Origin of the sequence: Effusibacillus consociatus (assembly GCF_042652925.1) — a bacterium.
Lineage (GTDB): Bacteria > Bacillota > Bacilli > Tumebacillales > Effusibacillaceae > Effusibacillus > Effusibacillus consociatus.
In genome coordinates this window covers 15,561-29,162 of sequence record NZ_JBHSHC010000130.1, presented here as the reverse complement: position 1 = coordinate 29,162, position 13,602 = coordinate 15,561, and the positions used below count along the sequence as shown (strand labels likewise).

The window sequence follows — 13,602 nt, the reverse complement described above, 5'->3', positions numbered from 1 at the left end:
TCTTGTGTACGGCTTATTTGGTATGCGCTTTTTCTTGGATACGTGCATTTGCTAAGGATTTCAGACTTTGATACCTTCTTCATATCTATTTTTTGTTAGTCGGTTACCGTATAGAGTTCATGATTTGTTCCGTAATGGTTGCACTCTCAAAAAAGAAGTAACCACCCAAGGTTGGCCGACCAGGTGGTTACTCCTTACCGTGCTACACCGTTTGATTCAGCTTCCGAATCGCCTCCACCGCATCCGGGTTCTCCAGTGAAGACAAATCACCGGCCTCCTTATTGAGGTAGGCGGCCCGCATCGCCCTGCGCAGGACTTTTCCGTTTCGGGTTTTTGGAAGTTCCGCTACAAAATACAGGGCTTTCGGACGGAGCGCTTTCCCCATTTTGTCCGCTATGAGGTCGAGCAACTCCTTCTGCAAATCAGGCGTTGCCTCAACTCCCGGCTTCAATGCCACGAAACAGACTGCCGCTTCGCCTTTGATTTCATCCGGAACCCCGATCGTTCCCGCTTCCACTACCGCCTCGTGTCCCACCAGAACCGATTCGACTTCTGCCGGACCGACTCTTTTTCCGGCGATATTTAATGTATCATCCGAACGGCCTGTAATCGTCCAGAATCCTTCCTCATCCAAAATCACCCAGTCACCGTGTACCCAAGTGTCGGGCCAGCGGCTCCAGTAGGATTCCTCATACCGCTGCGGCTCCTGCCAAAAACCATTGGTCATGCCGACCCACGGCTGCTTGATCACCAATTCGCCAACCAAATTGCGAATCGGTTGTCCGTTCTCATCATAGACCTGAACATCCATCCCCGGCAGCGGCGAATTAAATGTGATCGGAGCAATTGGCTTCACCAGAACGTTTCCAAGAATTCCCCCGGAGATTTCCGTACCGCCGGAATAATTGATAATCGGAATCCGGCTGTTCCCCACTTTTTCAAACAACCACATCCAAGGCTCCGGGTTCCAAGGTTCACCTGTGGAACCTATTGCTCTTAAAGAACTGATATCATGCTGCTTGACCCAGGATTCCCCGTGCTTCATCAGTGAACGAATCAGTGTCGGCGAGATTCCAAGATGTGTTACCCGGTGGTCAGCCACAAGCTTCCACAAGCGATCGGGCTGCGGGTAATCGGGAGATCCTTCATAGAGTACGGCTGTCGCGCCATTCAAGAATGCGCCGAATACCAAAAACGGGCCCATCATCCATCCCATATCGGTGACCCAGAACAAGGTTTCGCCCTGTTTGAGATCCATCCCGAATCCTGCATCAAAAGCTGCCTTTAACGGGAATCCGGTATGTGTATGAACGGCTCCCTTCGGTCTGCCGGTGGTACCCGAAGTGTAAAGCAGCATTAAGGGGTCGGAACTGTTCATCACTTCCGATTGGAAGGTGATATTTGCTTGTGCCACAGCCTGGTCTGCCCCGCCTTCGAGCTCCGCCCAATCGAGATCCCGGCCTTCCGTCCAAGGAATCTCACGCCCTAAGCGGCGGACGACTACCACTTTCTCTATCGTCGGAGACATTGTCACGGCACGATCCGCCTCTTCCTTCATGGCAACCGCCTTCCCGCGCCGCAGGAATCCGTCAGCCGTTACCAGCATCTTGGCCGTTGCCGCATCAGATCGTTTCGCGACCGCATCCGCTCCGTAACCGGAGAATGACGGGCAGAACATCGCCCCGATTTTTGCAGCCGCTAACAGCACAACCACCGTCTCCGGAATCATCGGCATATAGATGGAGATGCGATCCCCTTTTTCGATTCCCTGTTTCCGCAATCCCTGCGCCACCCGGGATATCCAAGCGCTCAATTCGCTGAAAGTGTAGCGCTTGACATCCCCGTCATCGCTTTCCCAAACAAGAGCGATCCGGTTAGCGGTTGCCGGATTATGGGCCCACTTGTCGACCGCATTGTGCACTACATTGATTTGGCCTCCCACATACCAATCGGGCCATTTGATGCCGCGGGACAAATCCAACGCTTGGCCGTACGAACGGAACCACTCGATGCCGAGCGCTTTCTCCGCTTCCCGCCAGAACCATGCGATATCGTTCACGGAGGCTTGCAGAAATTGTTCATAATCGGTAAACCCCAGTTGTTTCATCCATTGGTACATACGAGTAGATTCGATCAGTGATTGATCGGGAACCCAGACTGCTTTACTCATTTTCCCACTCCCCAGCTCAGATTGGACTGTATGCATGCGCTTACATGCTGCAATGATCTAGAAAATCAAGAGTGCAGCTCCGAAGATCGTAAAACCAAACAATAAAGCCATTACGCAGTACCCCATAATGTCGCGAATGGTCAAACCTGCCAACGCAAGGATCGGCAAGGCCCAGAAAGGCTGGATCATGTTAAACACCCCTTCACCAAACGCCACCGACATGGAGATTTTCCCCAGGTATTCCGGAGATGTTTGCCCAAGCGCCATAGCCGCCTGAATCGAGACCGGTCCTTGAACAGCCCAGTGGCCGCCTCCCGATGGCACAAACATCGTAATGATACAAGAACCGATATAGTTGAAAAACGGCAGGGTGTAGGCAGTCGCAGCTTGTACTAACTCACTGGCCAGAACCGTTTGCAGAGGATCAATTCCTTTTGCCGGAACATAAGCCATCAGAGCCATGATTCCACCGTATAACGGATATTGCAGCAGGAGAGAACCTGATGCCTTGGCCGATTCACAAAACGCCCGCACATACCGGATCGGCGTCCAATGAAACAGCAATCCCAATAAGGTAAACAGCAGGATCATCGTATTGATCGTAACGGCTCCTTTTAACGGACCAAAAAACTGGTAAAACCCGGCGGCAACTAGAATCAAGTTAAGAATCCAAGCATTTTCAAGCCTGCTCGCAAAGGTTTTCGATTCATTCAGTTGATTCGGCTGCAGCGCCAATTCGCTTGCAGCTGCCGTTTCCGCCTTAAGCAATACGCTTCGATCAATCGGCTTAATATCGGTGGGAGCGATCCATTTCAACATGAAAGGAAATACCATCAGGGTCAAAGCCACAGGGACGATATTATACAATGTTAGTATATCATTTTCGATGCCGACTGTTTGTTTTGTCATCTTGTAAATAATATTCAGCGCACTGGACGGGTCTGCGTTAGCCAACACAATGGAGCTTGAAAAACCGGATGTCCAGACAATAAAGCCCATATAAGCTGCCGCCACTACATAACCAAAATCCATATGTTCCAAGCGCTTTGCAATTTCTTTAGCCAGAATGGTGCCTATAACAAGCCCTAATCCCCAGTTGATCAGCGAGCCTACAGCTCCAACAAGGAAGCACATGATGGCAGCTTGTACCTGATTTTGCGGGAGCGCTGCCAAGCGCTCCAATCCTCTTTTGATTAATGGAGCTTGCGCCAAGGTCGTACCGCAGACCAAGATTAAAGTCATTTGCAGGGCAAATGTAAATATGTTCTGTGATCCCCAGACCCCTTGGTACCATGCATTAATCACACCACTCATAGTTGTTTGCGGAACCAGCCAGAAATTCAGTACCACAACCAGCAAAGTAAGAATAATGGCAAATAAATAAGGATCAGGCATGTACTTTTGCATATATCTGACGAAAAAATTGGTCAATCTGGCAAACATCGCTTCCCCTCCAAACAAGATAGTGTGTAAATAAGTGGAAGTCGGTAGTCAATGAGAAGAAAGAGAAGGATACTGCTCATTGAGCAGTATATCCCCCATCAATTACCACCGGCGACCCTGTGATGCCCTTTCCCTTCTCGCTTGCCAGAAACACTGCATAATCAGCAACTTCTTGCACGGAAAGCAGTCGTTTTTGCGGAACGAGCGGATAGATTACTTCCTCCAACACTTTTTCCAGCGGAACATTTCGGGTCTTAGCCAAATCTTCCAGCTGATTGCGAACCAGCGGGGTGTCCACATACCCCGGGCACAATGCATTCACTGTAATTCCATGGGCAGCACCCTCAAGTGCGGCCACTTTTGTCAAACCGATGACACCATGTTTCGCACTGTTGTAGGCCGCTTTTCCTGCAAACCCGATCAGCCCGTTGATCGAGGCCATATTGATGATTCGACCAAACCCCTGCTGTTTCATAATCGGAAATGCATGTTTGATTCCGATAAATGGAGCGGTCAGCATCACCTTGATCAGAAGTTCAAATTTTTCCGTCGGGAAGTCCTCGAGTGGCGCTACATATTGTAACCCCGCATTGTTTACCAGAATATCGAGTCTTCCATAGCTTTGCAGCGTTTGGTTGATGCATTGTTCGAATTGGCCTTCATTTGTCACATCACAGGCAAATCCGACCGCTTGATGTCCTTCACTCTGCAGTTGTGCAGCGGCAGTTTTCGCAGCTTCTTCTTTAAGGTCTGCGATGACCACACTCGCCCCTTCGTTTGCAAAGGTACGGGCAATTTCAAGGCCAATGCCGCTCCCGGCTCCGGTTATCAGGCCGACTTTTGTGGATAACGCCTTCCCCACTTCAACCTCTCCTCCCTATGATTTCGACATTTCGCTCAGGATGCGAGCCAAACTGTTGATGCGATGAATCACAGCGGTTAATTCCTGGGCCCCTGCAGCTTGTTCCTGGCCTGACGATGCTATAGATTCCGCTTGAGAAAGCATTTGTTTCACGCTTTCCTGCACATCGTTTACAGTTGACGTAACCTCCTCGGCAGATGCCTGGGTATCATTTGCCAAGCGCCTTACTTCATTTGCCACCACAGCAAACCCGCGGCCGTGTTGACCCGCATGCGCGGCCTCGATCGATGCGTTGATCCCAAGAAGGTTGGTTTGTCCGGAAATTTGCTTGATCAGGCGGCTCACGTTTTTGATCTCTTTCATTTGTTCATCCAGCTTTTGCGATAAAGTGACGATTCCCAGATTCGCATTGGCAAGAGACTCTGCGCTGTGGGTAAATTTTTCTGCTGTTGCGGACAGTTGTTCCATCATCGCGGACAACTCATGAGCGGAACTGTAAAGTTTTGCTTGCTGCTCGGTGGATATGCAGCATACGAGTCCGCCACATACATTCGACTCATCATCAAAAATGGGAACTGCCATTGCGATATAGGGAATCCCGTAAAGCGACCGATCCATCACTCTTTTGACCGGTCGCTTGGAAGCCATCGCATCTGCAAGTGTCGACCTTTCTTTAACCTCTTGACCCGGCCGCACCCCCATATCAAAGTTGGGGCTTGCTTCCGCGTACAAATAAGTCGTGCGGTTTGAAACACATAACACCGAATCCATGTTCAAATCCAGCAATTGTTTAAAGAGGTGAGCTTGCTCAACTATCGAGTCCAGCTTCATTCGTGCACCTCCAACCGACAAATCATCTTAGAAGATTGAAATTGCAAATGCCAGAATAAAGACCGTAAGCGTTTTCACAACCGTGATTGCAAAGATGTCCTTATAGGATTGACGGTGCGTGAGTCCTGTGATCGCAAGCAGGGTAATGACGGCACCGTTATGCGGCAATGTATCCATTCCTCCGGAGGCCATAGAGGCAATCCGATGCAATAGCTCGGGGCTGATACCGGCCGCTTGAGCAATCTGAAGATATTGCTTGCCCATTACTTCCAGTGCGATCGACATACCGCCCGACGCCGATCCGGTAATCCCGGCTAATACGTTAACTGCAAGCGCCTCGGATACCAACGGGTGCTCGCTTGCTCCCAGGATCCATCCCTGAATCATTTTGAAACCGGGCAATGTCTTGACCACGTTCCCGAAACCAACTTCAGATGCCGTATTAAAGATTGCCAACAACGCACCCATTGCAGCAGCTGTCAGTCCAGCAGCCAGCTTGGTTTGCACTTGCTTGAGATTAATCAATAAAGCAGTAAGGATTCCCACAGTAAGAGCAATAATCAAAGCCCACGAGGATGCAACCGTTTTCACGTTTGCAATATTGAAATTCTTTTTGAGCAGTTCAGGATCGTACCACTCGGTAACTGTCCAGACTCCTCTGCTTAATAAATAGTTAAAAACCAGTACAAGCGCCAGCGGCAGCAAGGAGATCCAAATGTTGGGATACTTCTCTTCCCGATTGATTTCCGGTTCATTGATATGGCCTTCCCCATATCCTTCACCGGCAGCTTCCGCCTGTTTGCGTCGCCTTTCCAACCACAACATCCCGCCTGCAAACACCATAATTCCGCCGATAGTCCCCAAGACCGGAGCTGCATACGCGTCCGTTCCAAAATAGTTGGTCGGAATAATGTTTTGAATTTGCGGAGAGCCTGGAAGCGCATCCATTGTAAATGTAAACGCGCCTAGTGCAATGGTTCCCGGTATCAAGCGCTTCGGAATATTGGCCTCGCGGAAAATCGCTGCCGCGAACGGGTAAACAGCGAAAGCCACGACGAACAATGACACCCCGCCATAAGTCAGGATGGCACAAGCAAGCACTACAGCCAAAATAGCCCTTCTCGAACCGAGCGCTTTGACGATCGATTGTGCAATCGATGCGGCAGCCCCGCTCATTTCCATTACTTTTCCAAAGATCGCTCCCAAAAGAAAAATTGGAAAAAATGATTTCACATAGTTCGCCGCATTCGTCATGAATGTTTCCGTATAGCTTGGCAGTAAGGCAAGACCTGATAAAATAACTGCCAGCAGCGTGAAAATCGGTGCGAACACGATGACCGGGTATCCCCGGTAAGCGAAAAACATGAGCAGTCCAAGTGAAACCAGAATCGCTAACACCTCAACCACTTTGACCCCATCCTCTCTTTTCGATGTGTGACAATTTTTTGTCCATTACCAGAAAATAAGCAAGATTCATGCCACCCTTGATTTATATGCAAAAGTGTATACGGTCCGACAGAAGAGTCCAACATTCTGGAATCGGGGGTGGCGGATTAACATGTTAGTTGGGTAAAAGACAAAAATCCAGAAATTTGGACTCGATTCCAAATTTCTGGACTCATTAAATAAACTTGACCGTATGGTGTTCGTTGTTTTAATTTGTGCTGGTTATATTGCAATAACGGACTTTCGGGATGTTATTTTCCCCGTTTGATTCGTAAATAAAGAAATAAAGGACTCTCAGGGTCTTATATGGCGGAAAACCACACGTATCCGATGGTTTTCTAGGAAATAAGACCCTCCCAAGTCGCTATTTGAATAAATTCCATTAAGAATTCTAAAATAACGCCGTGATAAGGCGTTATTTCCCTCCGTAACTAAACGCTAGTGTTCATGTATGTTAAATGTTGCGTGGTAGAAAAAATGGCTCACCTTGGTACGCTTTCGAATGAAGAGGCGTGGTGAGCGCTGTTATTTGTAAGTGATTAAGAGGAAATTCGTCAACCATTTTTTAGCAGTTAGTTCAGCAGCCCGTACTTGTCAAGCTTTTGATAAAACCCAGACTTACTGATACCTAACAGCTTGGCGGCTTCCAATTTGTTTCCGCCCGTTTCGGCCAACGCTCTGACTATTGCCGCCCGCTCAGCAGCTTCCAAACTTTCCTTTAGAGTGGGTACTCCCGATGAAGCTGTCCGGTTGTCGGAGGTCGAAATCATTAAATGTTTCGCTTTCAGACAATCCCCTTCCATCACATGCATTGCCCGTTCCAGCACATTACGCAATTCCCGAATATTGCCCGGCCAAGAATATTCGTGGAGTACACTCCAAACATCGTCCGCAATCTCTTTTACAATAATACCGGTCGATTCCATTAATTGTTCCAACAAATCATCCACCAGTCTGGGAAGGTCCTCGGGTCTTTCCCGTAAAGGCGGAATTGTTAGAGTAACGACGTTTAGGCGATAAAACAAATCCTCCCGAAATTTTCCTTCCCTGATTCGCTGCTGGAGATCCCGATTGGTCGATGCGATCACCCGTACATCGATTGAAACGGGCCGAATTCCGCCAACGCGTTCCACCTCTTTTTCCTGAAGGACCCGCAGCAGTTTCGCTTGTAATGGCAGCGGCATATCTCCAATCTCATCGAGGAGAATCGTCCCGTGATCGGCAAGCTCAAACTTCCCCTTCTTCCCCTTGCGCACCGCCCCAGTGAAGGCGCCTTCCTCATAGCCAAACAACTCCGATTCCAGCAGCGTGTCCGGAATCGCCGCGCAATTGACTCGAATAAAAGGTCCCATTTCCCGGCGGCTCGCGGCATGGATTGCATGGGCAAACAACTCTTTCCCGGTCCCGCTTTCACCAGTGATCAAAACCGTTGTATCGCTTTTCGCCACCTTTTGTGCAAGATTTTTCACCTCTTGCATATTGGGACTTAAGCCGACAATTTGGTCAAAATGATAGACCGCCCCCAGCTTGCGGCGAAATTCCCGTTTATAATAAGCCAATTCCTGTTTCAATTGATCGACGGTAGCGGCCAGCGCATGGAGCTGCCGAACATCTTGGAACAGAACCGTCCCCAGTACAGCAACCATTTTCCCGTCTGCAAAAATGGGAACCCGGTTCGCAATCATGTCTTGTCCCTTTATTCGTTGTATCTGCGCAACTTCCGGCTTGCCTGTCTGTGCCACGATATGCATGCGGGTATTCTCAATCACCTCGGTTACATGCCGGCCGATCACATCCTGGACACCGACAAAATCACGGTAGGTGCGGTTCATCAGCAGGATTTTACCGTCCGGATCGGTCACTACAATCGCTTCATGTGCGTTTTCCAAGACGGCCTCAAGCAGCTTAAGATAGTTTTGAGAGTCCCGCTCCATCATCCAGAATTCCCCCTTACACGTCCTGGCGGCCACTTCCCTACATATATCGGATCATCATCACCTGTTCCGATTTTATCGTAAACCCCGCTTCCCTATGCAATCTGGAAACCTCTTCATTGGTTTCAGGAAGATTAAAAGTACCTCTTGCAACAGAGGACTCCAACGGAGCATAAACTTGGGCCAACAGCGAGCAGAGAATTTCTCTGGTATCCTCATGATTCGGCTTTGCTTCACATTGGAGCAGAGTGATCTTCGTTTGGTTTCCGTCGTCGTCGAATGACTTCATGTACAGCGCATAACCAACTGCTTCCCCCGACACATCATAAGCAACTGCAGATACACCCCCCGCTGCATTCTGCCATTGGCACTGCCACGGGTACATCCCCTTATAAAATGGCAGAAACCGCAGATCTTGGGGCATTCCGAATTTGAATTGATACACTTCCCTTTCGCGATTCGCAAACGGGGTGTCCTGACATCCATCCTCCTTGTGGAAGAAAAGCAAACGTTCGATCACTTTGTAACCCATTTTTTCATAGAGAGCAATGGCTTTCTCGTTGTGGCCGATGGCTTCCAATGTTGCAATTTCCACTTTTTCTTCACGATAGATCTGTAACGCAGCGTCAATTAACGCTTTGCCCACACCCTTCCGCCGGAATTGAGGCGACACACCAGTTCCTCCGTTCCAGGCAACTTTTCGGTCATTGATGATCCGAACCCCGTTTAAAATCAACCCTGCCGGTTGATTGTCAACAAAGGCAATGATCGAAAGAGAAGGCGAAAGACCCTCTTTTGCCAGGCGGGCCGTAAAAGCATCCGCGGTCGTCGTAGTATCGAAATAGTACCCCTGGAATCCTTCGTTCCAAACCCGTACCGCTTCTTCAAACGTGCACTTGCTCAACCGTTTGATCGTGATCATATGGCAGCCCCTCTCCCGTACTATCCATCCGCTCCTTTTATGAGCGCTTCCACCCCAACACAACTCTGTCAATTCCCTGTAAATCTTTAATGATCTCCGTCTGGGCGCCTGTCCAATTCCGTTCTATCATCCCGGCGACATCGTGCGCTTGTTGGATTCCAACTTCAAAACCAACGAGTGTCGGACCCTCTTCCCGCATCAAACGAGACAGTACTTCCGTAATCCGTCGATAAGGCTCCAATCCGTCTTCCCCGCCGTCAAGCGCTAGATGTGGTTCATGCCCCCGTACCTCAATCGCAAGCGCTTCAATGTCTTTCGATGGGATATACGGCGGATTCGAAACCAACACATCCAAACGCAGGTGGTTCTGCAGGAGAGGTTCGGTCAAATCCCCTTGCAAAAATCGCACATCCGCCCCAAGCCGCCTTGCATTGTCCTGCGCCACCCGAATCGCATCCGGCGAGAGATCGACTGTACAAATCTCCGCCTCCGGCCATTCAAGGGCAAGCGTGATCGCAATCGCTCCCGATCCTGTCCCAATATCGGCAATCAAGGGACTCCGGGCCGATGTCGACCACCACTCGCGGCGCTTCAACACTTCCTCAATCAGAATCTCTGTTTCCGGGCGCGGAATCAACACGGAACGATTCACATGAAAATCCCGACCATAAAACTCCTGGACACCAACGATGTATTGCAAGGGTTCCCCGCTTAATCGGCGCTCGATCCACGATTGGAACAAATCGAACTTGTCCACCGGAAACGGTTCACGATCTTCAGCCAACAGTTTTGCTTTTGTCCACCCGAACAAGTGCTGCAGCAGGACTTCCGCATGCAAACGGGGATTCTGAATGCCGCGTTCCCCAAATTGAAGGGAAGCCTTCTGCAGGGCTTCCCGGATCGTTTTGAACTCCTGGTTATTCATTGGCAGCAGCTTTCAGATGCTCGGTGCGTTCTGCTGTGATCAATGCATTAATAATCTCATCAAGATCGCCCTGCAGCACCATTTCCAGTTTGTGAAGCGTTAATCCGATACGATGATCCGTTACCCGGCTTTGCGGGAAGTTATAGGTACGGATTCGCTCCGAACGGTCACCGGTACCTACTTGGCTTTTCCGTGCATCCGCAAGTTCCTTCTGCTGTTCCTGCTGTTTCACTTCATACAGGCGGGCCCGCAGGACTTTCATCGCTTTTTCTTTATTCTTGATTTGAGATTTCTCATCCTGACAAGATACGACAAGCCCGGTCGGAATATGCGTGATCCGAATCGCGGACTGGGTGGTGTTAACCGACTGTCCACCAGGTCCGGTCGAGCAGAACGTGTCGATTCTCAGATCTTTTTCGTTAATTTCCACTTCCACTTCTTCCGCCTCGGGCAGTACAGCGACCGTCGAGGTTGAAGTATGGATACGTCCTCCTGATTCAGTTGCGGGGACTCGCTGCACCCGGTGTGCTCCCGATTCGAACTTCAACTTGGAGTAGGCCCCTTTTCCGTTCACCATAAAAATAATCTCTTTAAATCCGCCAAGTTCTGTCGGAGAAGCCTCGATAATTTCGGTCTTCCATCCTTGCCGTTCCGCATAGCGGGTGTACATGCGATACAGATCCCCAGCAAACAAGGCCGCTTCATCGCCGCCCGCCGCACCGCGGATCTCGACGATCACGTTTTTGTCGTCATTGGGATCTTTCGGCAGCAGGAGGATGGTAAGCTTAGCTTTTAATTCCTCTTCCTTTTGGGTCAGTTCGGCAATTTCCATTTTGACCAGGTCACGCATGTCATCATCCAGTTTCTCAGCCAGCATGACCTTTGCATCTGCCAGTCCCTGAACGGTTTTTTTATATTCACGGTAGACTTGCACCGTTTCTTCCATATCCGATTGTTCTTTCGAATACTCGCGAAGCTTGGCCGGATCCGCAATGACCGCGGGATCACAAAGCAGTTCGGTTAGTTTATTATAACGATCTTCCAATGATTGCAAACGATCTATCATATTTCTCACATCCCTACCCGATAATATATTTCAAAAGCCCGAAGCTTTCACTTCACTTTCGCAGATACCGAGTACCGCATTGGTTGAAGCAATCGCCACTTCGATTTGTGAATCATCCGGCTCACGGGTTGTCATTTTTTGCATCCATAATCCGGGTGAAACCAAGACCATAGCCCAGCGGCCCGTTTGGCCGGCCGACCATCGAATCAGTTCATATGACAATCCTGCGATCACAGGGAATAGCGCGATTCGTGCACCAACCTTCGTTACCAATGAAAGATCGTCGCCTGAGAGAAACGCAAAGAGAACGATCGAAATCAGCATGACAAACAATAAAAAGCTGGTTCCGCACCTTTTGTGGATCAAAGTATGCTTACGGACGTTCTCAACAGTCAGTTCTTCGCCCGCTTCCAGACAGTTGATCGTTTTATGCTCCGCGCCGTGGTACTCGAATACCCTCTGGATGTCCTTCATTCGGGAAATTCCCCAGACATACCCAATAAAAATCACAAGACGAATGATCCCCTCCACAAGGGCAAACGCCAAACCGTTACCGGTCAGCCACTTCGCCGCATACACAGGTGCCATTACAAACAGCAGGATTGCGAGCACCGCCGATGACAAAAGGGTCAAAGAAACCTGCCAAGGTGTGAGTTCCTCTTCATCTTCTCCGGAAGATAGATTGGTGGATTTGGTAAGGGATTGCATGCCAAGAATGGTGGCCTCAAGAAGCACAACACTTCCGCGAACGAAAGGCAGACCCAGCACAGGATATTTTCTCGACCAGGACACACGCTCTTCCGTTTCAACGTGGATCGTTTGGTCGGGTTTCCGCACAGCGATTGCCACACGTGTCCCTGCACGCATCATGACACCTTCCATGATTGCTTGACCTCCGACGAACTGCGGTTCCATGGGAACAGCCCTCCTCCCCTGCCAAAAGGCATAAAACGACATAATAATTATAGTACAGAAAGGCATTTCCAGTCAAAAAAATAGCATGTCTACGAGTCAGACATGCTATCAATCTGCAGCTTGAATGGTCTCAATCTGGTTCAACCTGAGGTTCCGGACGTTTTTCTCGTCTTCATGATAGATAAGCAGGGTGTTTTCCGGTTCATCGTAACGTATAATCCTGCCCAGAATCATCTGGCGCACTCCTCGACCTTTCAATATTTCAAGCCGTACAAGCCTGTTTGTTTTGATCCAACGTTCCACTTCGTCTTTGATGAGCACAGTACCGACTCCTATCCGAACACTCTTTTGATTGCGCTACGTAAAAAGCTGCTGACAGAAACCTGTCAACAGCCAAGGGAGCAATCCCTATGACCCTAGCGAGGGGGGACTTCCGGAATGTCTCGAGACAAGTCCTGAAAATCACGGTCAGTCGTGGAAAGAGCACGACCATTCCGGACACTTTGGGATAGATCGAAGACACGTCGTTCTAACGATTGGTCCGTGGTAATCCGAACCGAACGCAGCACCGGAGCTTGTACCATCAACAATTGCCGGACTTCCTGGGCGATGGCAACCGCTCGTTCCCTCGGAACGGTTCGGTGCAATCGGAGTCCCACAATTGCGTTTTGACCAACCATTACTACGCTGGCCGTATCCACACCCTGAACGGACTGTGCCAGGTCGGCTACCCGGTCGGCCGTCATCCCTGCGGAATAGGGTTGTGTCATATCCCGGTACCCTCCGCCAAGAGGAGCCAGGTTGGTCAAGTTAACAGGCGGATTGTTGATGTTATTGTGACCGGATAACCATGCTCGGTCACCGTCTCCATCAATGTCGATTCCCCGGTTTTCATAAAGAGGTTCGGTATTCGGTATTGTTTGCATCCGGCCGTTAAGTCCCGGATTTCCACCACAACCTGCCAGTACCCCAATGGTCATTGTACCGAGAACAGTCCATGCGATCCATTTGCCGGCTCGCACAACACCACCTCCTTCGGGTAATGGTAGCTTTCCCGAAGAAGGCCGTCATCACTATGGGAAAATCAG

General features: G+C 49.7%; 12 protein-coding genes. All 12 read right to left on the bottom strand.

Features of this window, described 5'->3' with window-relative positions; translation table 11 throughout:
- Nucleotides 1–202: 202 nt before the first annotated feature.
- Complete coding sequence (locus tag ACFO8Q_RS19000) at nucleotides 203–2,170, bottom strand: AMP-binding protein (RefSeq protein ID WP_380027964.1); 1,968 nt, start codon at nucleotides 2,168–2,170, stop codon at nucleotides 203–205.
- Nucleotides 2,171–2,227: 57 nt separating this feature from the next.
- Nucleotides 2,228–3,613, bottom strand: coding sequence for a TIGR00366 family protein (locus ACFO8Q_RS18995; RefSeq protein ID WP_380027962.1), 1,386 nt, complete (start codon nucleotides 3,611–3,613; stop codon nucleotides 2,228–2,230).
- A gap of 76 nt (nucleotides 3,614–3,689) precedes the next feature.
- Complete coding sequence (locus ACFO8Q_RS18990; protein WP_380027960.1) at nucleotides 3,690–4,475, bottom strand: 3-hydroxybutyrate dehydrogenase; 786 nt, start codon at nucleotides 4,473–4,475, stop codon at nucleotides 3,690–3,692.
- A gap of 15 nt (nucleotides 4,476–4,490) precedes the next feature.
- A complete protein-coding gene (locus ACFO8Q_RS18985) occupies nucleotides 4,491–5,306 on the bottom strand; it encodes a methyl-accepting chemotaxis protein (protein WP_380027958.1) in 816 nt (271 codons plus the stop codon).
- A 27-nt stretch (nucleotides 5,307–5,333) separates the two neighbouring features.
- Nucleotides 5,334–6,671 (bottom strand): GntP family permease, encoded by a 1,338-nt coding sequence (locus ACFO8Q_RS18980; protein WP_380027972.1) that lies wholly within the window; start codon nucleotides 6,669–6,671, stop codon nucleotides 5,334–5,336.
- 653 nt (nucleotides 6,672–7,324) lie between these two features.
- On the bottom strand, nucleotides 7,325–8,686 hold the full coding sequence (locus ACFO8Q_RS18975) for a sigma-54 interaction domain-containing protein (RefSeq protein WP_380027970.1): 1,362 nt from the start codon (nucleotides 8,684–8,686) through the stop codon (nucleotides 7,325–7,327).
- A 40-nt stretch (nucleotides 8,687–8,726) separates the two neighbouring features.
- Nucleotides 8,727–9,608, bottom strand: a complete 882-nt coding sequence (locus ACFO8Q_RS18970; protein WP_380027956.1) for a GNAT family N-acetyltransferase — start codon at nucleotides 9,606–9,608, stop codon at nucleotides 8,727–8,729.
- A gap of 37 nt (nucleotides 9,609–9,645) precedes the next feature.
- Nucleotides 9,646–10,533 carry a peptide chain release factor N(5)-glutamine methyltransferase gene (gene prmC / locus ACFO8Q_RS18965; RefSeq protein WP_380027954.1) on the bottom strand — a complete coding sequence of 296 codons (888 nt, stop codon included), beginning with the start codon at nucleotides 10,531–10,533 and terminating at the stop codon, nucleotides 9,646–9,648.
- Nucleotides 10,526–11,599, bottom strand: coding sequence for a peptide chain release factor 1 (gene prfA, locus ACFO8Q_RS18960; RefSeq protein WP_380027952.1), 1,074 nt, complete (start codon nucleotides 11,597–11,599; stop codon nucleotides 10,526–10,528). The genes prmC and prfA overlap by 8 nt, the downstream gene beginning before the upstream one ends.
- Before the next feature lie 30 nt (nucleotides 11,600–11,629).
- The gene (locus ACFO8Q_RS18955; protein ID WP_380027950.1) at nucleotides 11,630–12,514 is read right to left on the bottom strand and encodes a DUF1385 domain-containing protein; all 885 of its coding nucleotides are present in this window, start codon (nucleotides 12,512–12,514) and stop codon (nucleotides 11,630–11,632) included.
- Nucleotides 12,515–12,622: 108 nt separating this feature from the next.
- Entirely contained in the window at nucleotides 12,623–12,835 is a 213-nt protein-coding gene (locus ACFO8Q_RS18950) for a hypothetical protein (protein ID WP_380027948.1), read from the bottom strand.
- Between the two features lie 95 nt (nucleotides 12,836–12,930).
- Complete coding sequence (locus ACFO8Q_RS18945; RefSeq protein ID WP_380027946.1) at nucleotides 12,931–13,536, bottom strand: YhcN/YlaJ family sporulation lipoprotein; 606 nt, start codon at nucleotides 13,534–13,536, stop codon at nucleotides 12,931–12,933.
- Between the last annotated feature and the right edge of the window lie 66 nt (nucleotides 13,537–13,602).

Excerpts from the sequence above, each read along its gene's own strand:
- ACFO8Q_RS19000 (WP_380027964.1), bottom strand. The coding sequence starts at position 2,170 with ATGAGTAAAGCAGTCTGGGTTCCCGATCAATCACTGATCGAATCTACT.
- ACFO8Q_RS18995 (WP_380027962.1), bottom strand. The coding sequence starts at position 3,613 with ATGTTTGCCAGATTGACCAATTTTTTCGTCAGATATATGCAAAAGTAC.
- ACFO8Q_RS18985 (WP_380027958.1), bottom strand. The coding sequence starts at position 5,306 with ATGAAGCTGGACTCGATAGTTGAGCAAGCTCACCTCTTTAAACAATTG.
- ACFO8Q_RS18980 (WP_380027972.1), bottom strand. The coding sequence starts at position 6,671 with ATGTTTTTCGCTTACCGGGGATACCCGGTCATCGTGTTCGCACCGATT.
- ACFO8Q_RS18975 (WP_380027970.1), bottom strand. The coding sequence starts at position 8,686 with ATGGAGCGGGACTCTCAAAACTATCTTAAGCTGCTTGAGGCCGTCTTG.
- ACFO8Q_RS18970 (WP_380027956.1), bottom strand. The coding sequence starts at position 9,608 with ATGATCACGATCAAACGGTTGAGCAAGTGCACGTTTGAAGAAGCGGTA.
- prmC (WP_380027954.1), bottom strand. The coding sequence starts at position 10,533 with ATGAATAACCAGGAGTTCAAAACGATCCGGGAAGCCCTGCAGAAGGCT.
- prfA (WP_380027952.1), bottom strand. The coding sequence starts at position 11,599 with ATGATAGATCGTTTGCAATCATTGGAAGATCGTTATAATAAACTAACC.
- ACFO8Q_RS18955 (WP_380027950.1), bottom strand. The coding sequence starts at position 12,514 with ATGGAACCGCAGTTCGTCGGAGGTCAAGCAATCATGGAAGGTGTCATG.